At 56.4% G+C, this 20,473-nt stretch carries 15 protein-coding genes and 1 tRNA gene; 7 read left to right on the forward strand and 9 right to left on the reverse strand.

Annotated elements, in window-relative coordinates; all coding sequences use genetic code 11:
• Position 1: 1 nt before the first annotated feature.
• Together imuA and lexA are read right to left on the reverse strand one after the other, a co-directional pair.
• Positions 2-640, reverse strand: a complete 639-nt coding sequence (gene imuA / locus AC0L8N_RS00960) for a translesion DNA synthesis-associated protein ImuA (protein WP_473665713.1) — start codon at positions 638-640, stop codon at positions 2-4.
• A 25-nt stretch (positions 641-665) separates the two neighbouring features.
• On the reverse strand, positions 666-1,283 hold the full coding sequence (lexA, locus tag AC0L8N_RS00965; protein ID WP_068615263.1) for a transcriptional repressor LexA: 618 nt from the start codon (positions 1,281-1,283) through the stop codon (positions 666-668).
• Positions 1,284-1,459: 176 nt separating this feature from the next.
• Between lexA and AC0L8N_RS00970 the strand changes: the two genes are divergently transcribed.
• The 3 genes from AC0L8N_RS00970 to AC0L8N_RS00980 all read left to right on the forward strand — a co-directional run bounded on the left by AC0L8N_RS00970 (position 1,460) and on the right by AC0L8N_RS00980 (position 3,141).
• The gene (locus AC0L8N_RS00970) at positions 1,460-1,900 is read left to right on the forward strand and encodes a hypothetical protein (RefSeq protein WP_473665714.1); all 441 of its coding nucleotides are present in this window, start codon (positions 1,460-1,462) and stop codon (positions 1,898-1,900) included.
• A 132-nt stretch (positions 1,901-2,032) separates the two neighbouring features.
• Positions 2,033-2,227 carry a helix-turn-helix transcriptional regulator gene (locus tag AC0L8N_RS00975; protein WP_068615257.1) on the forward strand — a complete coding sequence of 65 codons (195 nt, stop codon included), beginning with the start codon at positions 2,033-2,035 and terminating at the stop codon, positions 2,225-2,227.
• 62 nt (positions 2,228-2,289) lie between these two features.
• Positions 2,290-3,141, forward strand: a complete 852-nt coding sequence (locus tag AC0L8N_RS00980) for a 5'-nucleotidase, lipoprotein e(P4) family (protein ID WP_473665716.1) — start codon at positions 2,290-2,292, stop codon at positions 3,139-3,141.
• A gap of 9 nt (positions 3,142-3,150) precedes the next feature.
• On the opposite strand, the gene AC0L8N_RS00985 is transcribed toward AC0L8N_RS00980, so the two are convergent.
• The gene (locus AC0L8N_RS00985; protein ID WP_473665717.1) at positions 3,151-4,965 is read right to left on the reverse strand and encodes a protein kinase domain-containing protein; all 1,815 of its coding nucleotides are present in this window, start codon (positions 4,963-4,965) and stop codon (positions 3,151-3,153) included.
• A 291-nt stretch (positions 4,966-5,256) separates the two neighbouring features.
• Between AC0L8N_RS00985 and AC0L8N_RS00990 the strand changes: the two genes are divergently transcribed.
• Positions 5,257-5,694 (forward strand): hypothetical protein, encoded by a 438-nt coding sequence (locus tag AC0L8N_RS00990; protein WP_473665718.1) that lies wholly within the window; start codon positions 5,257-5,259, stop codon positions 5,692-5,694.
• 69 nt (positions 5,695-5,763) lie between these two features.
• Here AC0L8N_RS00990 and AC0L8N_RS00995 read toward each other — a convergent pair whose 3' ends face one another.
• Together AC0L8N_RS00995 and AC0L8N_RS01000 are read right to left on the reverse strand one after the other, a co-directional pair.
• The gene (locus AC0L8N_RS00995) at positions 5,764-8,031 is read right to left on the reverse strand and encodes a xanthine dehydrogenase family protein molybdopterin-binding subunit (protein ID WP_473669985.1); all 2,268 of its coding nucleotides are present in this window, start codon (positions 8,029-8,031) and stop codon (positions 5,764-5,766) included.
• Positions 8,032-8,039: 8 nt separating this feature from the next.
• Positions 8,040-8,498: a (2Fe-2S)-binding protein gene (locus AC0L8N_RS01000; protein ID WP_473665719.1), complete on the reverse strand. Its 459-nt coding sequence runs from the start codon at positions 8,496-8,498 to the stop codon at positions 8,040-8,042.
• A 130-nt stretch (positions 8,499-8,628) separates the two neighbouring features.
• Between AC0L8N_RS01000 and AC0L8N_RS01005 the strand changes: the two genes are divergently transcribed.
• Entirely contained in the window at positions 8,629-9,906 is a 1,278-nt protein-coding gene (locus AC0L8N_RS01005) for a Xaa-Pro dipeptidase (RefSeq protein WP_473665720.1), read from the forward strand.
• A gap of 15 nt (positions 9,907-9,921) precedes the next feature.
• On the opposite strand, the gene AC0L8N_RS01010 is transcribed toward AC0L8N_RS01005, so the two are convergent.
• A tRNA-Gly gene (locus AC0L8N_RS01010) sits at positions 9,922-9,995 on the reverse strand.
• A gap of 262 nt (positions 9,996-10,257) precedes the next feature.
• Between AC0L8N_RS01010 and AC0L8N_RS01015 the strand changes: the two genes are divergently transcribed.
• On the forward strand, positions 10,258-11,334 hold the full coding sequence (locus AC0L8N_RS01015; RefSeq protein ID WP_473665722.1) for a sensor domain-containing diguanylate cyclase: 1,077 nt from the start codon (positions 10,258-10,260) through the stop codon (positions 11,332-11,334).
• A gap of 247 nt (positions 11,335-11,581) precedes the next feature.
• Positions 11,582-12,886, forward strand: a complete 1,305-nt coding sequence (locus AC0L8N_RS01020; protein WP_473665723.1) for a DEAD/DEAH box helicase — start codon at positions 11,582-11,584, stop codon at positions 12,884-12,886.
• A 27-nt stretch (positions 12,887-12,913) separates the two neighbouring features.
• Here the strand turns inward: AC0L8N_RS01020 and AC0L8N_RS01025 are convergent, their stop codons facing one another.
• The 3 genes from AC0L8N_RS01025 to AC0L8N_RS01035 all read right to left on the reverse strand — a co-directional run bounded on the left by AC0L8N_RS01025 (position 12,914) and on the right by AC0L8N_RS01035 (position 20,257).
• Entirely contained in the window at positions 12,914-13,336 is a 423-nt protein-coding gene (locus AC0L8N_RS01025) for a hypothetical protein (protein WP_473665724.1), read from the reverse strand.
• A 119-nt stretch (positions 13,337-13,455) separates the two neighbouring features.
• Positions 13,456-17,499 carry a M4 family metallopeptidase gene (locus AC0L8N_RS01030; protein WP_473665725.1) on the reverse strand — a complete coding sequence of 1,348 codons (4,044 nt, stop codon included), beginning with the start codon at positions 17,497-17,499 and terminating at the stop codon, positions 13,456-13,458.
• A gap of 463 nt (positions 17,500-17,962) precedes the next feature.
• Positions 17,963-20,257, reverse strand: a complete 2,295-nt coding sequence (locus AC0L8N_RS01035; RefSeq protein WP_473665726.1) for an EAL domain-containing protein — start codon at positions 20,255-20,257, stop codon at positions 17,963-17,965.
• Positions 20,258-20,473 lie beyond the last annotated feature (216 nt).

The raw sequence follows: 20,473 nt of genomic DNA on the forward strand, positions 1-20,473 counted from the left end.
CTTAGTGCCCCGGCAGATCGGCATAGTTGTGAATGACACCCGGTACTGCCGCCGGACGTCCACCACGGCTTTTCAGAATGTGGATATCCGTGCCGCCATTGCCCTGCCGCAGCTCTATGCGCAAAGCAGCCGCCGAAGGTTCCCGCCGCGCGCGCAGGGAGCGGAAGGCAATAACCCAGCTCTTGCCCTGTTCGGCGGCAAGCTGCAGGCGACGACTCGCCGTACTGTCAAAACGATCTGACCACAACAGGACTGCGGCGCAATTACCGCAACTTAAAGCCTGCTCAGCCGCCCACAGCGCCTCGGTAGCCGCCCGTGGTTTCACGATCAGCACCCGTGACAGGTTGATGCCCCATTGCTGCAAGGCGGGCGGGTACGGCTGAAACGGCGGTGCGATCCAACTCAGCCAGCCACCGGCCTCCTGGCTGAGACGCGCCAGCGCCGGCATCAGCAGTTTCAGTTCACCGCTGCCGTACTGTTCCAGCAGGATTTCGGTCAGCGCATGCCGCGGCCAGCCACCGCCTGGCAGGTGCTCGTCAAAGCGTGGGTACCCTGTGGCGAGTCCCTGCCAGGCGCTGCCCTGTGCCCGCCCTCGCCACAGGCGCGGGCTTTGCAACAGTTTGTCGAGTGCATCGCTCATACCGGGCGTTGGCGTTCAGGTTCAGTCAGTGCAGCAACAGGCCATCGCGAATGACCCCGACCACGACGCCTTCGATGACCATCGCCTGCACATCCAGATTGACCTGGATAGGTTCAAACTCTTCGTTCTCCGGCAGCAGCCAAACCACCTTGCCATCCTGCCGGTAGCGCTTCACCGTGACCTCGTCATCGATGCGGGCGACCACGATCTGCCGGCTGCGCACTTCCGGCGTGCGGTGTACGGCAACGAGATCGCCGTCCAGAATACCCGCGTTCTTCATGCTCATGCCGTACACCCGCAGCAGGTAATGCGGCTTCGGCCGAAACAGCGCAGGGTCGATACGGTAATGCGTTTCGATGTGCTCCTCAGCCAGAATCGGGCTGCCCGCCGCAACCCGCCCAACCAGCGGCAAACCCAGCTGATCGCGCAGGGAGTCCTTGAGCTGAATACCGCGCGAAGCACCGGGCAACAAATCCAGCACCCCCTTCCTCTGCAGGGCACGAAGGTGGTCTTCAGCCGCGTTAACCGATTTAAAACCCAGCTCCCGGGCAATCTCGGCGCGTGTCGGTGGCATGCCAAATTCGGCTATAAAGTCTTGAATCATTTCAAGAATCTGTTTTTGACGGGGGGTTAACTGGTCCATCGTAGGTACCCTGTATAAATAGACAGTACCTGTGAGTATATACAGTTAATCCAAGCTTGCCAGCCCTTTTTATCCGTCAATTAATATATAAAAAATGACAAGTTTACTTTACTTTTTGACAAGCACTCTCTACAGTTTCCTCATGACAAGCAACCTTTACAACAGCGGAGCAGATCGTGAACAACAATTCCCCTACTGACGAACCCAGACAGCCTTTCTTATGCAGCTTCGGCAGTGCCAAGGATCGCCGTAATCAGTACATTTTCATGGCTTCATGCCTCGTCTGGGCAATCAGCTTTACCATGGCAAACAGCCTGCTCAGGGAGCACGCAGAACTGACACGCCCCCTGTTCACCCTCCTGCTCGCTGCGCCCAGTCTGCTGGGGATCGGTACCCTGTTCGCCTACCGGCGATTCCTGCGGCAAACCGACGAGCTGCAACGAAAAATTCAAACGGACGCTGCCGGCGTTGCACTGGCCGCGTACCTGTTACTCGCGACCGGTCACACGCTGCTCGAATCCGCTGGCCAACAGGCACCGCAGACCATGGACCTGTTTACCCCTGTCGTCCTGATCTGGTCAGCGGCGCAAATCTACGGCGCCTGGCGGTATCGCTAGACATGGCCCCTCACCGATTCGCAGAGACCAGGATGAACACAACAAGAACCCGCAAACTCCGCCGCCAGCCACTGTCTGTCACAGGCAAGCGCTGTTCCGGCCGGGCCGCAGCAACCGCATGAAGGACGGCCAGTGAAGAATCGACTGAAAATCCTGCGTGCCGAGCGAGATTGGTCACAAGCCACGCTCGCCGAGCAACTCGAAGTATCACGACAGACCATCAATGCCATTGAAACCGGCAAGTACGACCCTGGGCTGCCGCTGGCGTTTCGCATTGCACGACTGTTCGAGCAACCCATCGAAGCCATCTTTGACCCGGAGGAGTAAGAGCACTCCTCCACAACAAGCTACAATCAAGCAACCGGCCAATGCCTGCACAAGGAACCCGCATGATCGACATGACCGATCACGACCGCCGCCGCTTACTGGCGCTGATACTCGCTACAGGTGGCGCTGTCAGTACCGCACCCGCCTTAGCTGCCAGCGTCGACAATGACGACAGCAACCCACTCCTCTGGGCACTGGCCTGGCAGCAAACCGCGGCTGAATTTCAGGCACTGTGTTATCAGGCCTACAGCCTTGCGCAACTGCGGCTGAAGATCGCGCTCGCAGAACGCAGCGCCGACGACCGGCCGCTCGCGGTGATCGCCGATCTCGACAACACGGTCCTGCATGCCAACAGTTACTGGGGCTACCTCGTCAACGAAGGCCGGGATTTTTTTGATGACGCCATCTGGGATGAATGGCTGCCGGAGAACCTGATGACGGCCGTACCCGGTGCGCTCGACTTCCTGGCTTACTGCAAGCAACAAGGAGTCGAGATCTTCTACGTCACAAACCGTGATCAGGGAGAACGCACCTACGAGTACGCACTTCTGCAACTACAGGAACTCAACTTCCCTTACGCCGACAGCGATCACCTGTACGTCTTTCGCGAGACCTCCGACAAAACGCCGGCGCGTGCCTCAATCGAACAGCGTTTCGACATCGCGTTAATGCTGGGCGATAACCTGAACGATTTTCGACGCGATTACTACGTGAAGGATGTCGACGAACGCATGGCATTGATGGAACGCGATCGCGCCGACTGGGGCGACAAATTCATCTTGCTACCGAACCCGACGGATGGTCACTGGGTCCGCGCCATTTTTGGTGAATCCGAACCCATGCCCACGGATGCCAATCGTGCCCGCTTAAAGCAGGCGGCAACACGGCTGGCCTGGAACGGCCGCCACAGGTAGACCGCGGCGTTAGCTACCGCCCGCGGCCGCAATACGTGCCGATATTTCCATCTGCTGTTCCAGCCAGTTGTGTACAGCACGGCAATAGTCGCTCGACTCTACGTTGATCTCGAATATCGGCGCGTACTCCTTCAGCTTCTGATAACCGGCGCCCACCAGCTTCACGCAATACTCTGTCTCCAGCGGAATACTCTCTTCGAACTGCTTCAGCAAGAACAGCATTTCCGGACGCATTTCTTCGCTGCTGCGTGACTGAAATAACTCACAAAGATCATTGGCGAAAACGGCGATATCGCGCAATGCTGCACCTTCATCCTTGGGCCTGCCAACGGACCCCGGTGGCAAGCCGCGTACCGCGTCAATAATCGAACGCGGCAAATTCCAGGTCTTGGCAACCGCCGCACCGAGCTCCGCGTAACTAACGCCCAACACGCCACGTGAAGCCGCCATCTTGCCAAGACCTTTGTCATCTTGCAGAGCCTTGATATCCGCGTATTCATCGGGGAAGTAGTAGATAACGAGATTCTCACCCACGTTCTGGCACATACCGCAGATAAACGCTTCTTCTGCGCGCGGCAGTTTGGCGCGCTGCGCGAGATGCCGTGCGACGAGGCCACTGAAAAACGAACGCGTCAACGAATCTTTCAGCGTTGCAGAGTCACCTTTGAGGTGACCAAAAAAGGTCAGGCTGTTCGCCGTCAAGCGGATCTGCTCCACACCGAGGAACACAACTGCCTGCGAAACGCTGGTGATTTCGTTAGCGCGCGTGCCGTAAAACGCTGAGTTAACCAGCTTAAGAAGCTTGCTGGTCAAAGCAAAGTCGCGAAGAATGACGTTCGCCAGTTTGTCAGCCGAGACACGTGAGTCTTCACCGGTCATCTGATTAATATCGGACAGCGTTCGCGATACAGTCGGGAAGTCGGATTTACGCTGCATGCGCCGCAACAAGAATTCGATAGTGCTGTGGTTGGTATCCGCATTCTCTGCCAGTTCACCGAGGCCGGTTTCCTGCAGAAAAATGGAGAACGCTTCACTCATTACGCCGCAATCGGCATAGCGCCCTTCCCGGTCCCTTTCCAACGCACCTTGCAGAAAGCGAATAAACTCCACGCCGTGCGGGATGCTCTTCAACGCTTCGTAATCAACGTTCGCAGAGATGATCTGCAACTGCACCTGCTCCACCGTCATGCCTTTCATCGCATGATCGCCGGTGATCATCTGATAGAACGTGCCACCCAACGCAAACACGTCTGTCCACGGGCCCAGCGGCTTGTTCAGAAAATGCTCGGGCGCCATGTAGCGCAAGGTACCGGTTACTGTGTCGCTGGATTGATGCGTGAAATTGACGTACTGCGCCAGGCCAAAATCCATCACCCGCGGCACACTGTCACTGTCGATCAAAATGTTTCTGGGGCTGAGATCGAGATGCAAAATCTCCGACTCGTGTGCAGTTGCTAACGCTTTGAGCACTGCCGCGATGACCGGCACCGCTTCTTCAATAGTCATCTTGCCGTGTGATTTCAGCTGCTCAGCCAGTGTCGTGCCTTCCACGAATTCGAACACAAGGTAAGGATCATTGTCGTGTTTGCCCGCGTCGAAAATAGGCACGATGTTCGGGTGTTTCAGTTTGCTGGAGATACGTGCTTCGAGTGGCGTGCCATCGTCACTCAGACTGTTCAGTTCAGAACTGCTCGCGTTGAGCACTTTGATCGCAACAAAGCGATCCAATACAGGGTCCCGAGCCAGGTGTACGGCGCCTTGTGAGCCGCTGCCGATGGGACGGATGATTTCGTAACGCCCTATGCTCTGTAGTTGCTCAGTCATGTGTCTATCTGCGTCTCTGTAAGTTCTTGTTATACCGATGGCTAATCGGCCGCCGACGCGGCTGCGCTCCGCGCCTCACTCGTAAGTCTTTAGCGGCCACGGACAGGCAATCTTTAGGGGGCAAATGAGGCATTCGTGTGAAGTGCGTCACAGGTCACAAATGTCACACCAATCCTGCCGTTTCTGGTCACTTACGACCGAACTCATGATTTGCACGCTAGCGGGATGCGGCGCAAACTCAGGGCAAGCGGCGCAGACAGCCGTATCCCACAAACAAGCCGGGGGGCCCCAATGAACGACAGGATTTATGTCAAACCGACTTCAGCATTCTGGATCATCAGTAGCCTGGCACTGCTTTGGAATTTGCTGGGTGTCGCCACCTATTTGCTGCAAGTGACGGCCAGCCCGGAAGCCCTCAGTACACTGACAGAAGCCGAACGCAACTTGCGCAGCAGCATGCCGGCACTGGTTACGGGGGCAAATGCTTTCGCAGTATTCAGCGGTGCTCTCGGCGGCCTTGCACTGCTATTGCGGAAGAGTTGGGCAATTGCATTGTTCGCGCTGTCATTGCTGGCAGTCGTTGTTCAGATCGGTGCTACGTTCTTGCTCACAGACGCATTCGCTGTCCTCGGCGGACAAGCCGCTGTCTTGCCGGTAGCGATCGTACTGATTGGCATCTACCTGATCGCGTTTTCGCGCGCCGCTAAACGGCAGGGCTACCTCTTCTGAAAGTGCCTTGAAAGCGCACGGCATCGATCATCACCTGACCGACGCCGTGCGCAGTTGCAGCCTGGCTTCCTACAAACGTATCGGCAGGTTTCTCGCGCGCGTACCGGTTGCCGCAAAAATCGCGTTACCAATTGCTGGCGGCACCGGAATCAATGGCGGTTCGCCGAGACCGGTAGGCATCTCGCTGCTAGCCATAAAGCGAATGTCCAGCTCTGGCACATCGGCCATCCTGAGCGGCGTATAGGTGTTGAGATTACGCTCGTTAACCTGACCGTCTTTGAACGCCGCGCCTTCGTGCAGCGCGAGACTCACTCCCCACAATGCCGCACCTTGTGCCTGAGCCAGCGCGCCATCCGGGTGCACGACTGTGCCGCAATCGATCGACTGCCACAGCTTTCTGACCGTCACTTTCTTGCTGCTCTCGTCCACCGCTACATGAGCCACACATGCTACCCACGTAGGCATGTTCCGTTCCTGACCATGACAGACAGCAACTCCCATACCCTCACCTGCCGGGAGATCACGCCCCCAGCCGCTGCGATCTCTTACGTCGCGCAGTGCCGCTGCCAGACGCGCAGCGCCACCAACGGCCGATGGTGCGGAACCCGAATTCTTACCCGCTGCATCGAGCCGGGCCAGGCGAAAGTCAATGGGATCTTCCCCGGCAAGGTTGGCCAGTTCATCCATAAAACTTTCAACGCCCCAACCTATCCAGCCGGGACCGACGGCGCGCAACCAGCCGGGAAGAAACGTCTTCTGCGCGAGATCGTTATTGACCGCGCGGACCCTGTGGCTGGGCAGGCTGTACCAGTGATCCGCGCCACTGACTGAAAACGTATCAAACTTGCCGTTGCCATCGACACCGTCAGCCAGAAAACCGGGTGCCATTGTGAGAGTCGGCCAACCCGCTGCCGCCGCATGTTCAACACCCGTCAACTGGCCCTCGGCATCGAACGAGGCATCAAACTGCTGAACAGAAGCCGAGCGGGTGCAATCGAAGCGGCTGTCATCCTCGCGCTGAAACACGAGTTTGACCGGCTTGCCGAGAGCACGAGCGGCCAATGCCGCCGGAATCATTTGATCGCCATACAGGCGTCGACCGAAGCCACCGCCCAGGTAGTACTGGTGAATGACAATACTGGACTCCGGCATTTCCAGTGCGGCTGCGAGTTGCGGCAATATCAATGATTGCCATTGATTGCCAGCGTGTACATGACAAACACCCTCGGCATCAAATTCGACCAAAGCATTCTGTGGTTCGAGCGTAAAGTGCAGCGCGGTAGCCGTGCGGTAAATCCCCGTATGCGTTTTTGCTGCCGATTCACGAGCGGCGGCAACATCACCGTCATCGACGACCAATACGCCCGTGCTCTTGTCATTCGCCAGACGCTCACCCTCAGCAATCAGGTCGCTCTCGCTGACCTTTGCCGTGGGCCCGGGCGTCCAGTCGACGACAATCGCCGCAGCCGCTTTCATCGCACTGGGAAAACTGTCGGCGATTACCAGTGCCCAGCCCTGAATCACATCGCTCGGGTCATCTATTTCAATAGTTCGCTGATAGCCGGGGATCTCGAGCGCCGCCCTGTCATCGATCGAAAGGATCGAACTGCCGTAGCGGGTTGGCGGAATTAACGGATGAGCGTAGACCATGCCGGGTAACTCGACATCCAGTCCGTAAGTAGCCGCACCGACACTTTTTGCCGGAATATCGAGGGCAGCCACTGGCTTGCCAATGAGGTCGCGACTGGCTGCCGGCTTGATCGGCATGGCCGCCAATTCTTCCTCACTGAAACTGCGACTGATGTCGCCTTTCTGCACGATCTCGGCAAAACTCACGGATTGACCGCCCGCGCTTACCTTGCCATCCCTTGCTACGCAATCCGCTGCAGCAACACCCAACAGCGCGGCACCGGCATCAACCAGCACTGTACGACCTGCAGCACCGGCTTGCGACAACATGACCCAGCTGGTGAATACGGACCATGAACCACCCGTCACCATGAACCCCCACTTGGGGTCAGTATCCACGTGTTTGATGTTAACGCTGTCCCAGGCGGCACCCAGTTCGTCAGCCACGATACGCGCCAGCGCAGTACCAACGTGCTGGCCCATCTCGGCCTTCGCTATGTTGATGACTACGGCGCCATGCGCATCAATCTCAAACCAAACTGCGGGGGAAAAACTCTTCGTCATATCGCCCGCAGCCAAATCACTCGTTGCTTGCTCCTGGCTGCAACCCGGCAACAATGCGCCGAGCCCCATGATCAGACCGGCATTCGCAGTACCTACCAGAAAACGGCGACGACTCAGTTCACTACCAATCGAGTTCACTTTCATAACCATGATCAGGCCTCCCCGCGCTTGGCAGCAACTTTGATTGCCTTTTTTATTCGCACGTACGCCATACAGCGGCACAAATTGCCGTTCATCGCGGCGTTGATATCGTCATCGGAAGGATTCGGCTTGGTATCCAGCAGATTGGCTGCCTGCATAATTTGTCCTGACTGGCAGTAACCGCATTGCGGAACCTGTTCCGCCACCCAGGCCTTTTGCAACGCTTTGCCAGCCGCGCTGTCCAGACCTTCTATGGTCGTCACCTTGCGCCCCGCGGCGACGCTGACCGGTGTCACGCAGGAGCGGATGGCGTTCCCGTCGAGGTGCACTGTGCACGCACCGCACATCGCGATACCGCAGCCAAACTTTGTGCCTTTCAATTTGAGCTCGTCACGAATGACCCACAGCAACGAAGTGTCTTCTGGACTCGCGGCGGTAACAGCCTTGCCATTCAATTCAAATTTGATCACGGTATCCCCCTAAATAGACTAATTGCAGCAGCAACTACCGCCAGTGTAGTACAGAGTCACAAAGAAATGGACAATGGCAGTGCGGCTACTTCAATGCATATTTGTGCTCAAACCCCAGTAAAGGAAGGAAATGAAAACGATTACAGCCTCAGTGATTTTGCTCGTTTGTGCCATAGCCAATGCCCCGGCCGCCATGGCCGACGTGGTTTACATCAAGGCAGGACAACTCCTGAATCCGGTGGACGGCAAGGTTACTCGCAATGCCGTCATCCAGATCGATGGCGAACGAATCAGCAGCGTGAATCAGCAGGCAACGGATATTCCGGCCGATGCGACGGTTATCGACCTGTCTGACCGGTTCGTTATGCCGGGTGTCATGGACATGCACACGCATCTGATGGGCCACCTCGATAACTACTTCTTTGCCGGTTATTTCCAGTCGCCGCATCGCGCTGTCATCGGCGGCGTTGTCAACGCAAGAAAGACTCTGCTGGCCGGATTCACCACGGTTCGTGACGTCGGTGCGTCCGATTATATGGATGTCGCGTTACGAGACTCCATCGAGGCAGGCGATGTGCCGGGGCCGCGCATGGCTGTCGCCGGCCCGGCCCTCGGTATCACCGGTGGCCACGCTGACGGAAACTCACTAAATCACGCGTATCAAGAGCGCGCAGACGGCGTCGCGGACGGCCCCTGGGAAGTTCGGCGGCAGGTCAGGAAGAACGTCAAGTACGGGGTGGACCACATCAAGTTCACTGCCACTGGCGGCGTATTTTCGAAAGGCACAATTCCTGGCCAGACGCAGTACTCGCTCGAAGAAATGCAGGCGCTTGTAGAGGAAGCGCATACCCACAACCGGCGGGTTGTTGCGCACGCGCACGGTACCGAAGGCATCAAGCTTGCCATTCTGGCCGGCGTTGATTCCGTAGACCACGCGAGCTTCCTCGATGACGAAGCCATCCGTTTGGCCAAGAAACATGGCACCTATCTGGCCATGGATATCTACAACACGGAGTACACACTGGCGGAAGGCAAAGCGAACGGTGTACCGGAAGAAAACATCAACAAAGATCGCATGGTCGGCGAGCGGCAACGCGAAAGCTTTTCAATGGCAGTTAAAGCCGGCGCCAACATGGTCTTCGCGACGGACTCCGGCGTATACCCGCACGGTGACAACGGCAAACAGTTCTCACGCATGGTCCGCTTCGGCATGACTCCATTGCAAGCGCTGCAATCGGCGACTGTCAATGCCGCGAAACTGCTGGGCTGGGAAGATCGCGTTGGCCAGATCGCTCCCGGTTACTATGCCGACATCATTGCGGTGAACGGTAATCCGCTTGAGGACATCTCGACGCTCGAAAACGTCGGCTTTGTTATGAAAGGCGGGGTTGTTTACAAGTCCGAATAATCAACCGCGTTCGGCTGGAGCGGGTGATGGGAATCGAACCCACGTTATCTGCTTGGGAAGCAGAAGTTCTACCATTGAACTACACCCGCCCTGTTCGGACTCAGAGGATTCTAAATGCAGTTCGCTACAACTGCCATAACGGTATGCAGCGCGGTGGAAACACGTAGAACAAACCGAAACCACGTCATGCGGTCGTGTGCAACGACCGGAACACTGGGCTAAAGCGCCACTGACTCACGCCGATATATGGGAATAGCAGACGAGATTCGGTAGGTTTATGCGCTCCCGCAAAGCCGCTGCCAGCACTATGGATTGTGCATAAAACCTTAATTTTTAAGGATATAAACTGAAATGAGCTCAGCGCCAATACTGGAAAACGATGCCCAACGAGTTCGTAAACTCGATACCTACTCCATTCTAGATACATTGCCGGAGCGAGACTACGACGACATTACTCGCTTGGCATCGGTCATTTGTGAATCGCCCATTGCATTGATCAGTCTCGTCGACCATCACCGGCAATGGTTCAAGTCTCGAGTCGGACTTGAAGCACAGGAAACACCGCGCGAACACGCGTTTTGTGCACATGCAATCGTGACCCCCGATGATGTCTTCGTGATCAATGATGCGCGCAAAGACGAACGCTTTGAAGAAAACCCTCTGGTTACCGGCGACCCCAACATTCGCTTTTACGCCGGAGCGCCTTTGGTTACGCCGAGTGGCGAAGCACTGGGCACGTTGTGCGTTATCGATAGGAAACCGCGCGAACTCACAATCGCGCAAGCGGATGCGTTACGAATACTTTCCCGATTAGTGGTCAGCCAACTTGAGATGCGCAAGGACATTGAAGGCATCGAACAATCCCTGCTTGATCAAGAGGGTCACGTAGCACGGCTCGAAGAGCATAAACGTAATATGGAAGAATCCCATGCCAACCTCCGGGTGCAATCAGTTACCGATTCGCTGACCGGATTGCTCAATAGACGCGGGCTGCGTCACCGCCTGACTGAAGAATTCAATCGTGCGAAGAGAGAACAGACAGCCATGTCCTTGCTGGTAATCGACGTGGATGAGTTCAAGTCCTTTAACGACACCTACGGTCATAAGGCTGGCGACGATATCCTGGAAATGCTGGGTAAGTTGTTACGAGACGTTACGCGCGATTACGATTCCGTCGGCCGTTTCGGCGGCGAGGAATTTGTCGTCCTACTGCCTGGCTCCGACACGAAAGGTGCACACGTCATAGCAGAACGGACCCGACGTGCGGTACAACGACATGCATGGCCCAACCGCAATATCACCGTTAGCATAGGCATCGCAACACATACAGACAGCATGGACGGCAGCGATGACTTGTTCGAAGCAGCTGATACAGCATTGTACAAAGCCAAAGAAAATGGACGTAATCGTTGCGAGACTGCTACCTAGTCCTAGCGACGTTGGGATTGCCTCGCCAACGGGACCGACGCTACACCCGTCATACTGAAACTGGGATGCGTTGCCCTTCCAATTCAGACTGACTCTGTTATAGTCCGCCGCGTCTTGGCGCACTTCGGTCTGCGCCACTTACTTCAGGCACGCAATCCGCGGCCTGCAGTCACTCAAGAATCCAAGTCTGGACCGAACCCGTCGCGACACTGGTCGCCATTGGTCAGACGATTCGGAGCTACAATCAATGTTATTTAAAGAACTCGGCCTTTCGGCCGAATTGCTGCGTGCTGTAGAAGAACAGGGCTACACGACAGCGACTCCCGTACAGCAACAAGCCATACCGCCGATCCTCGCGGGCAAGGATATTCTTGCCAGCGCACAAACCGGCACCGGCAAAACAGCAGGTTTCACCCTGCCCTTGCTGCAATTAATGCAGCAAAAAGACAGTTCAAAACGTACTATACGCGCCCTGATCCTGACGCCAACCCGCGAACTCGCGGCCCAGGTCGCAGACAGCGTTCGTGACTACGGACGCCACTTGCCTTTCAGATCAACGATGATTTTTGGCGGTGTTAGCATCAATCCGCAAATCACCAAACTGAAACGTGGCGTCGACATCGTTGTCGCTACACCGGGACGCCTGCTGGATCACATGCAGCAAGGCACTATTGATCTTTCCAAGGTTGACCTCCTGGTGCTGGATGAAGCAGATCGCATGCTCGATATGGGCTTCATTCGCGACATGCGCAAGATTTTCAAAGTTTTGCCGAAGAAGCGGCAGACACTGTTGTTCTCAGCAACGTTCTCAGAGGACATTCGCAAACTTGCAGCTGATTTGCTCAGTGCGCCGGTTGAAGTCGAAGTCGCTGCACGCAACACAACAGCTGAACGCGTCAGCCAACTCGTACACCCGGTCGACAAGAGCCGTAAGCGTGAACTGCTGTCGCTACGAATTGGCAAGGAAGACTGGCGCCAGGTGCTGGTATTTGCTCGTACCAAACACGGTGCAAACCGTTTGGCGGAACAATTAAACAAGGACGGTTTGACATCCGCTGCCATCCACGGCAACAAATCTCAGGGCGCTCGTACTCGTGCTCTCGCTGATTTTAAAGCTGGCAAGGTTCGGGTCCTGGTTGCAACGGACATCGCTGCCCGCGGTCTTGATATAGAACGCCTGCCACACGTCGTGAACTACGAGCTACCCAACGTGCCGGAAGACTACGTACACCGTATCGGTCGCACCGCTCGCGCTGGCCAGGACGGTCAGGCGGTCTCGTTAGTGTGCGTGGACGAGCTGAAGCTGTTGCGTGACATCGAGTCGCTCTTGAAGACCAAAATTCCGAAAGAAGTGATTCCCGGTTTTGAAGTCGATCCAAGCATCCGGGCCGAACCCATCAAGAACGGCCGCTCTGCGAATACACGCTCCAGACCGCGCTTTGCACGCGACGACTCCGGTGCCAATCGCTCGGGCAAGCCAGCTGCCACCAAGAAGCGCGGCGCGCCTCGCAACAATCGTTCATCGTCAGGCGCTCGTCGCCGCGCGAGTTAAGCTCGAGAGCTACGGCCGGCTTTATCGCTAAGGTTTGTTGATCATCAGCCGCAGGGTTTGTTCGCTGCGACTGATGGTCATGTTGTTCTTTGGGTGCGGAACCAGTGACAGCAAAGTGAATTCGTAACCGAAAGCGCTGGTCACTTCCGGTTCACTTCCGACTCGCGTACGCAGACTGACCTCTTCCTCTGCGGCATTACCGCGCGAAACCGCTATGACCGCATGCATCTCGCCGGCCCAGACGCAGGTCAGTCCGGTCGCACAACGCGAATCCTCGACCGTTAACAACCGCAGGCGCAAGTCCCGGTAGTCCAGGGCTTCGTCAAACCGAAGTTCAAGCTCCACTGGCACACTTGCCGCGGCGGCTGGCGCTTCTGCATTCACCACCGTTGCACCATTGCAGCCCGCAATCATCACCGCGAGTAACATTAGTAAAGTCTGGGTACGCATGGGCGCTGCACCTTTGTCAAAAATCCAATGTAAATGATTTCAGGTACAACCGGCAAAAGGTGCGGATCTGGGCAACATTCCGATTGTGGCCGGGAAAATGCCCGGCCACAATCGATATGTTAGTTGCGGTGGGCCTGATGATTGCCACCGTTCAGGGTTGACGATACTGTCGCACCGTTCGGCCCGCTGATCGAATACTCTACCCGATCATCGCGCCAGCCCGGCTCGCCAGCATCTGTCAGTTTGAAGCGTATAGTCGCTGGTTCGCCATTGACACGACCACTACCGCTGCCCTCGATGGTATCGAAACCCGCTTCCGGACGGCCCTCGTCAATAAGTGGCCGGTCAGAACACATTACCGAGTCAAGTTCCGTCAACTGGAACAGCCCGAGGTTCCGCCCGTCTCGCCACGTAATCAGCATGTGATTGTGTTTCGCGTCCGCCTCACAGCTCAGTGTAAACGCGTGTATCGAGTAATCACGCCAGCTTTCGCGAACCAGCCCACCGCCTGTCATACGACCACTGAGATTGCAGGCAAGATCAACATCATCAAGCTGCGCATACCAGTCCCAGTCATCGGTGTTTGGGTCGTAATAACGCCAGCGCAACTGGACCTCGTCTTCGCCCAGGTAAGGGGTCAGATCGAGCGTTACGGATTCGCCGGGAAGACTACGGAAGCCACCGTGATCTTCGTTCCAGCTCAACAGGTTCGTCCACGAGGTTCCACCGTCGGTACTGACATCAACATCCAGAAAGTCCAGCGCGGCGAAGTTCTGGTAATTAGCACGAAAGTTGAACGATGCTGCAGTCGCCGTTTTGAGGCTGAACGTGTTGCTACGTAATTCAGTATCAATTTCGGCAGGGCCGAACGCGTCACTCGAAACGGTGGCTGCATCGCCGCTACCGCCGGTGTAATTACCGGATTCGCCGGACGTCGCAATATTGGTCCAAACCAGACCCGAATTCTCGTTGTCGACCAGCGTCCAGCTGTCGGGCACGCCGTCGTCGTAGCTGACACGACCGGCATTGCAGGCCATTTCAAGAGGTATGGCTTCGCAGCGACTGGGTAATCCCTCGGTGGCCACGTTATCGCTGATAACGACATTGTCGACGAAGAAGTTGGAACCGGCCCCATTGGTACCGAAGACTTCCGAGTGAAATTCAATCGTGTGCGCTGAGCCGTCCGCGTAGGCGCTGAGGTCTACACTTTGCTGCGCATAACCCAAGGTCCCACAGAGTGCGTCACTGCCGTCCGATCTGAATTCCTGATTGCCGTCGATCAACACCTCGACATAATCGGCGCCGCTGTCACAGATGATCTGTTCGAGATCGAAGGTCATCACATCGGCTGTCACCGGAATGACAACGGCTTGCGACACTGAGCCCTCTTCCAGGGTGGCGACACCGCCAAACCATGTCCAGAACAGTCCATCGGAAGGCCCGGTACCCGTGCCGGTACCGCAGGTTCCAACATCACAGATCGGGGAACCGAAGTTGGAAGAAAATTCAGTCCACGTGCCGCCAAAAGTGCCCGCTTCGAAACTGCCATCGGCAACCATGTTAGCGCCTGAACTGCCCGGTATCGGCGAGTCGCAACGATAGCCAGCTTCGATCTGGCAGCTGCTGGAACAGCCATCACCACCCGCGCTGTTGCCGTCATCACACATTTCGCCCGGACCCGTCATGCCGTCGCCACACACAGGAAGCTCATCGAGCGAGCAGGAATAGGTTTGCACGTTATCCACGTACCAGCCGATCAAGCCGTTGCAGCCATCCCCGCCGAATTCAAAACGTAACCTTACGCTGTCACCTGGAAGCGCCATGCCCAGCAGATTGACCTGAGACTGTCCCCAGCTTCCGGTCACAGTGCCGGCGTCACTGCCGCTGAACGCTTCCTCACCCGCCAGCGGATTGGTGTTGCCACCCGCGACACTTACGAGGCTCGTGTTGTACGGATTAAAGGAGTAGCTGCTGCCAGGAACTACTGTAAAGGGTCCGCCATTCACACTGATTTTCAGGTTGCCACCGTCCCAACCGGCCTCGGTTGCAACCCAATGATCGAATGCTAGTCGTGGCACTTCATCAAGCGGCAGGTTGATTTCCGGGCTGTCGAGGAAGACCGCACCGGACTCGTCATCGTCCAGGCAATTGCCGACAATAAGGTCTGGTACGAATGCCGCAAACAGGCTGTTCGCGCCGTCCGGCAAATTGCTGCTGACGGCCCAGTTCGGGGTATCGAAGGTCGCTGGATTGGCAACCGCACGTTGACCAACCGTCCAGCCGGCCGGCAATGCGCCAGCCTCGAAGCCCTCAAAGGTTCCCGGTTGAACAGCCCCCAGGTTCTCACACAATGGCGGTGCTTCGTCCGCCAGTAGTGGTTCGAAACCACATTGCGTCGGTAAGGTACGCAACTCGACGGCTGCAATTGCCGTGCTTACTGCTGCACAATCCGCTGCTGAAATAACCTCTCCGGATGAACCGGCATTGCTCGAATCCGTAGACAGCGCTGGCAAGTCGATACCGATCAACGAACTGCAAGCCGCCTCAAGTGCGTCAGCGTGATCAACAAAGTTGCTAACCGGTGTGAGCAATCGTTGCGCGGCCCAATGAATATGTGCGGCCTTGGTCAGCCCAATGGCGTTAACGGTCTGGCCGTTATAATTTCCACCGTCGACCATCAGGGCAAATGCGTGGTTCGGAACTCCAGAATTAAAGTGCACACCACCGGAATCGGCGGTGCTGCAAAAATACTCGCTGTCCGTGACCTTTCCCGGGTCGCCGTAACAGGTCGGATTCCACATGTCGCGAATGGCACCGCCAAATGCCGGGTCATCCTCGCCGGACAACCAGCGGTAGGCATTGTCCACGCTTGGCGTGCCGATACCGAATACCGAACAATTGCCATCACTGCGCATGCTGCCAGCCGCATCGTCGGTGCCACGCCCATTGATCAGGTCAACAACCTCCCCCCAAATATCCGAATAGGACTCACTCAACGCGCCCGACTGCCACTGATAGATCAGGCCATTGGTATATTCGGTGTAGGCGTGGCCCCATTCGTGCGCGACAGTGTCGTCACCGGTAACGCCACTGCAGTAATTGGTGGACGTACCGTTCCAGTTCGCATTCGGGCATGAGATGTTCGGGTCATTGTTGACGGTCCGCATCGTCGAACCGGCATTGTCATACGAGTCGTAGCTACCCGCCGACATGCTCGCAAACAAATTGTAAGTTTCTTTCGCGCCATCAATTTCGTTGTTCCAATCCAGCACCTGCATAGCAGTCCCAGCCGCCCAGCCGTCCGGTATGGGTTCCGGGTCTCCGTTGCTTTCGTCCCAAACCACATTCGCCAATGCGGTTTCAGAAATTTCCCGGTCCAGAGCATGATAGATACCCGTGATCTGATCGATGACTCTGCCGTTGTGTGCGTCCACATAGACAAACTCACGCACCGTGATGGCCGGATTGGTCACCTCAACTTCGTAGGCGAGTCGGTCCTGGCCGGGCGTGCCACGGAGCAGCCCTTCGCGAAACACCATCAGGGTAGTTGCAACGGCCGACAGCCCGGTTGCAACCGTTCCTTGACGGTACGCCCGCTCTCGTGCGCCACCCGGCTGCTTGGCGAACCGTGAGGCACCGTCGGCGACTGCATGGATGGCGATATCACTCGCTTGCTGCTCACTCAGGCGCGGCGTCGTATTGATTTTGATCCCGGCAACGTAGTTGCCGTTCGCCGCAAACATTTCACCGGATGCGTCAAAATGAGCACGAAGTTCTCCGCCAAACACCGGAAGGTTTTCAAAGGTTTGTCGCAGAACAGCATGTTCGCTGCCGGACATATCTCGCATCGTCTTATGCGACTTGAGGTTCTCATCGGGCTTCTCGACGCCGAAAGCAGCACCGTATTCCCGGAAGAACGCTTTCGCCCGGTCGTCAGGCGGAGCACTCCGAGCCATTCTTGCCGCGCCGGGTCTGCTGCGCGCTGGTAGTCGAACGAATTTGACCTGACCGGAATGCCGGTCCACGCGAATATCTGCCATTCCACCGCTGTCATCGAGAAGTTTCTGCGTCACCCGTGACTGTTCGGGTGGTCCTTCAGCCAGTGCAGCCGATACGAAAAAGAGAGCGGTTACCAGGACTAGCGGCAGGCGGACAGAATTCATGTGCATTCCCCGATGTTGACGTGCGTTTTACTTATTAGTCAGTCGATTGGATCTGCTCTTTATTTGGATGGTCCTTGGTTTCACCCTAGTTCATACGATGGCAATGTCAAGAATGGTAATGAATTCCTACTGAGGGACGCCGACAGGGTGGACGTTCCGAGCCACTAGCGGAAATTCGCGCCAGGGAATGCACTGCAATCGTTGCAAGAACGACCGCGGCACCAACAATCTCTTATGAATGCCTGCCCGTACAACCCCAATTCCGCAAATACCAGGATGAACAGAGAGTTAGGATGCGATCGCGCGGATCAGAAGGAAATCGGCTGGTGGCCTCTGCCTGGCCCGCCTGCGCGTCCAGTGGCTGGCCATTGCCCGCCGACCAAGAGTTTCATTGGCCGAGCGGTTCTCGACGACTGCGCGAACAAGCCTTAAGGTTGCCTTTCGTGGCGACCCGTGGAGAACGTCAGGCGCTCGCCTGCATCATCTCGGCCTCGCTGATCATCGGCGCGCCGAATGCGTCCAGAATGTCAGTCAAAGGTTTGGGCTTGCCGATTCGGTAGCCCTGAGCAAAGTCGATGCCGGCTGTGCGTACGCAGTCCAGTATTTTTTCGGTTTCAACGTATTCCGCCACAGTTTGCGCGTTGATAACTTTGCCAATCTTGGCGACTGATTCAACAATCGCCAACGATAAGGGATTGTCCAAAATGTCACGAATAAATGCCCCGTCAATCTTGATGTATTGAACAGGAATATCCTTGAGATAGGCGAAGGAACACTGCCCCGTACCAAAGTCATCAAGTGCAAGCCTGCATCCAAGACGCCGCAAGCGGCGAAGCAAGTCCTGAGCTCTATCCAGGTCCCGAATCACTGAAGTCTCAGTAATTTCAAAGCAAAAGGTATCCGGTGCAATTCCACTCTCTATAACCTGTTGCTCGACAAACCCGGCAAACTCCTCATCCATCATAGACTGCGTCGACACGTTGATACTGAAACTGGCCAGATTAATCTCCAGCTGATTTTCAGCATTACTCAACATATTGGTCGTCTCCCGAACCACCCAGCGATCGATCGACGTCATCATTTGATAACGTTCGGCGGCCGACAGAAAGCGATTCGGCGAGTGCACGTTGCCGCGCTCATCGAGCATTCGTAGCAATACTTCGTAGCGCGGTCGCGCATCTTCTTCCTGCAAAGCAACGATCTGTTGCCCGTACAACACGAAACGGTTATCCAATAATGCAGCCTGCAACTCGCCTACCTGATTCAGGTCTTCGCGCCGACGCATGACGCTGGCATCCAGATCATCAAACACCACGGTTTGGTCGCCGCCGCGGGCTTTCGCAGAGCGTGAGGCGACTTCGGCGATATTCAATGCCGAAGGCGCATCTTCAGCCGCGACCGGCATCGTCGCCACTCCTATACTTGCCGAAATTTCTACTGTCCGACCTTCATATACGGCGGGATTCTTGTGCAAAGAATCACGTATGCCGTCGGCACAAGCTACAGCGTTCTGTTCGTCGGACTCCGGCAGATACAATGCGATAGAGCCACCAGAAATATTGCAGGACAAGCCACTCGCTCCGGCGTGTTTTTTTGCCACTTCAAAAACGCGTGCGATGGCAGCGTCACCGCCGAAATGACCGTGCATTTCGTTAATGACGTGCAACTTGTCGATATCGATCAGCAGCAATGCACGGTATTGGGTGCGATTACTTTGCAGTTGCCTGTCCATTTCCTGCAACAAGTCATGCCTCGTTTCCGGCGCCGACATCGACACCGGCACCTGCCTTTCAATCAGTGCTGCAACTCGCGACGCGACAACGCGAACCAGCCGAACGTCATAACGGGAGAATTTTCTGGTGGCGACGAGACCGAGCACACCGACGACTTCGTCATTGTCGTCAAGTATTGGTGATGACAAGAGATTGGCTTCGCCTTCGATGCGTGCGAATCGCTGCAGGACGCCTGCGGCGTCCGCAATCAGTACACGACCGCGCTGCCGTGCTGCAGCGACAAGACTGGAGAGTATCGGCACCATCGCCTCGCAGTTCGCCGCACTGACATCGCCGTCCGGCCGCCAGGCATGACGAATACCCTGCTTCGGAACCGCCATGACGGCAAGCTCGCTGCGGAAGTGACGCGCAACGGTTTGCAAGGCCTTCTGCAACACATTGCTTTGGTCGCTTTGTCGCTGCAAGTCGTCGAGCTGAGACAGCAACTGCATGTCCTGGCGCTCACGACCGGACTGTTGCCGTACCGCTGACAATTCCAGGCGGATATCGAGTTGTTTGACAATACAGCTGAGTATTTCGCTGATTTCGCCACGGACCTGGGCGAGCAAGAGACCAACGTCTTGCCGCGCCAGTATGGCCAATATGCCGGCTACACCACCGCTGCCCGTCTTCTGCAAACTGAATTGGTAGAGGCGCTTGCCGGAAGCCAGCTCAATGCAACGATCAGCGGCGCTTGCTGGCTCCAGGTGCCCTTCGATTCCGGGCCAAAGGTCCGCATCTTCGGGGCGTGGCCCGCACCAAACCAGCGGACCCGCCGCATCACACACAGCCATCGACTCGGTGTCGGGCAGAATTTCCATGATTCGACTGGCGAACTGACTAAGTGACCCTGCGTCGAGGTACTGCCCTATTCCTGAATGATTCAACATCCGTACGTCCATGTTCTGCGGTATTCCGGTCGTCCGTCCGGAAATCAGACGCCAATAGTAGAGTGTATCGTCATCAAGAACGCTGACGTTGCGCACAGAATTGGCCAGAAAAAGGCCAATCCACGACCCGGCCGACGACTGAAATGCCGGCCACCAGCAAACCGGTTGACCTAGAGATACTGTGTGTTCGCGGGCTCCGCATTCGATTGTTAGTTGTTGAGTTTACGCACAATCTTGCCTGACGGGCCGGCAAGGCCACCACCAGCCCTTTGCGATATCGCGGTACATGACGGCGGTGTGGACTAAGGCTAC

Source organism: Woeseia sp. D3-10, from assembly GCF_055809415.1.

Coding starts and splice junctions, on each gene's coding strand:
- imuA (WP_473665713.1), bottom strand. CDS start 640: ATGAGCGATGCACTCGACAAACTGTTGCAAAGCCCGCGCCTGTGGCGA.
- lexA (WP_068615263.1), bottom strand. CDS start 1,283: ATGGACCAGTTAACCCCCCGTCAAAAACAGATTCTTGAAATGATTCAA.
- AC0L8N_RS00980 (WP_473665716.1), top strand. CDS start 2,290: ATGATCGACATGACCGATCACGACCGCCGCCGCTTACTGGCGCTGATA.
- AC0L8N_RS00985 (WP_473665717.1), bottom strand. CDS start 4,965: ATGACTGAGCAACTACAGAGCATAGGGCGTTACGAAATCATCCGTCCC.
- AC0L8N_RS00990 (WP_473665718.1), top strand. CDS start 5,257: ATGAACGACAGGATTTATGTCAAACCGACTTCAGCATTCTGGATCATC.
- AC0L8N_RS00995 (WP_473669985.1), bottom strand. CDS start 8,031: ATGAAAGTGAACTCGATTGGTAGTGAACTGAGTCGTCGCCGTTTTCTG.
- AC0L8N_RS01005 (WP_473665720.1), top strand. CDS start 8,629: ATGAAAACGATTACAGCCTCAGTGATTTTGCTCGTTTGTGCCATAGCC.
- AC0L8N_RS01015 (WP_473665722.1), top strand. CDS start 10,258: ATGAGCTCAGCGCCAATACTGGAAAACGATGCCCAACGAGTTCGTAAA.
- AC0L8N_RS01020 (WP_473665723.1), top strand. CDS start 11,582: ATGTTATTTAAAGAACTCGGCCTTTCGGCCGAATTGCTGCGTGCTGTA.
- AC0L8N_RS01025 (WP_473665724.1), bottom strand. CDS start 13,336: ATGCGTACCCAGACTTTACTAATGTTACTCGCGGTGATGATTGCGGGC.
- AC0L8N_RS01030 (WP_473665725.1), bottom strand. CDS start 17,499: ATGAATTCTGTCCGCCTGCCGCTAGTCCTGGTAACCGCTCTCTTTTTC.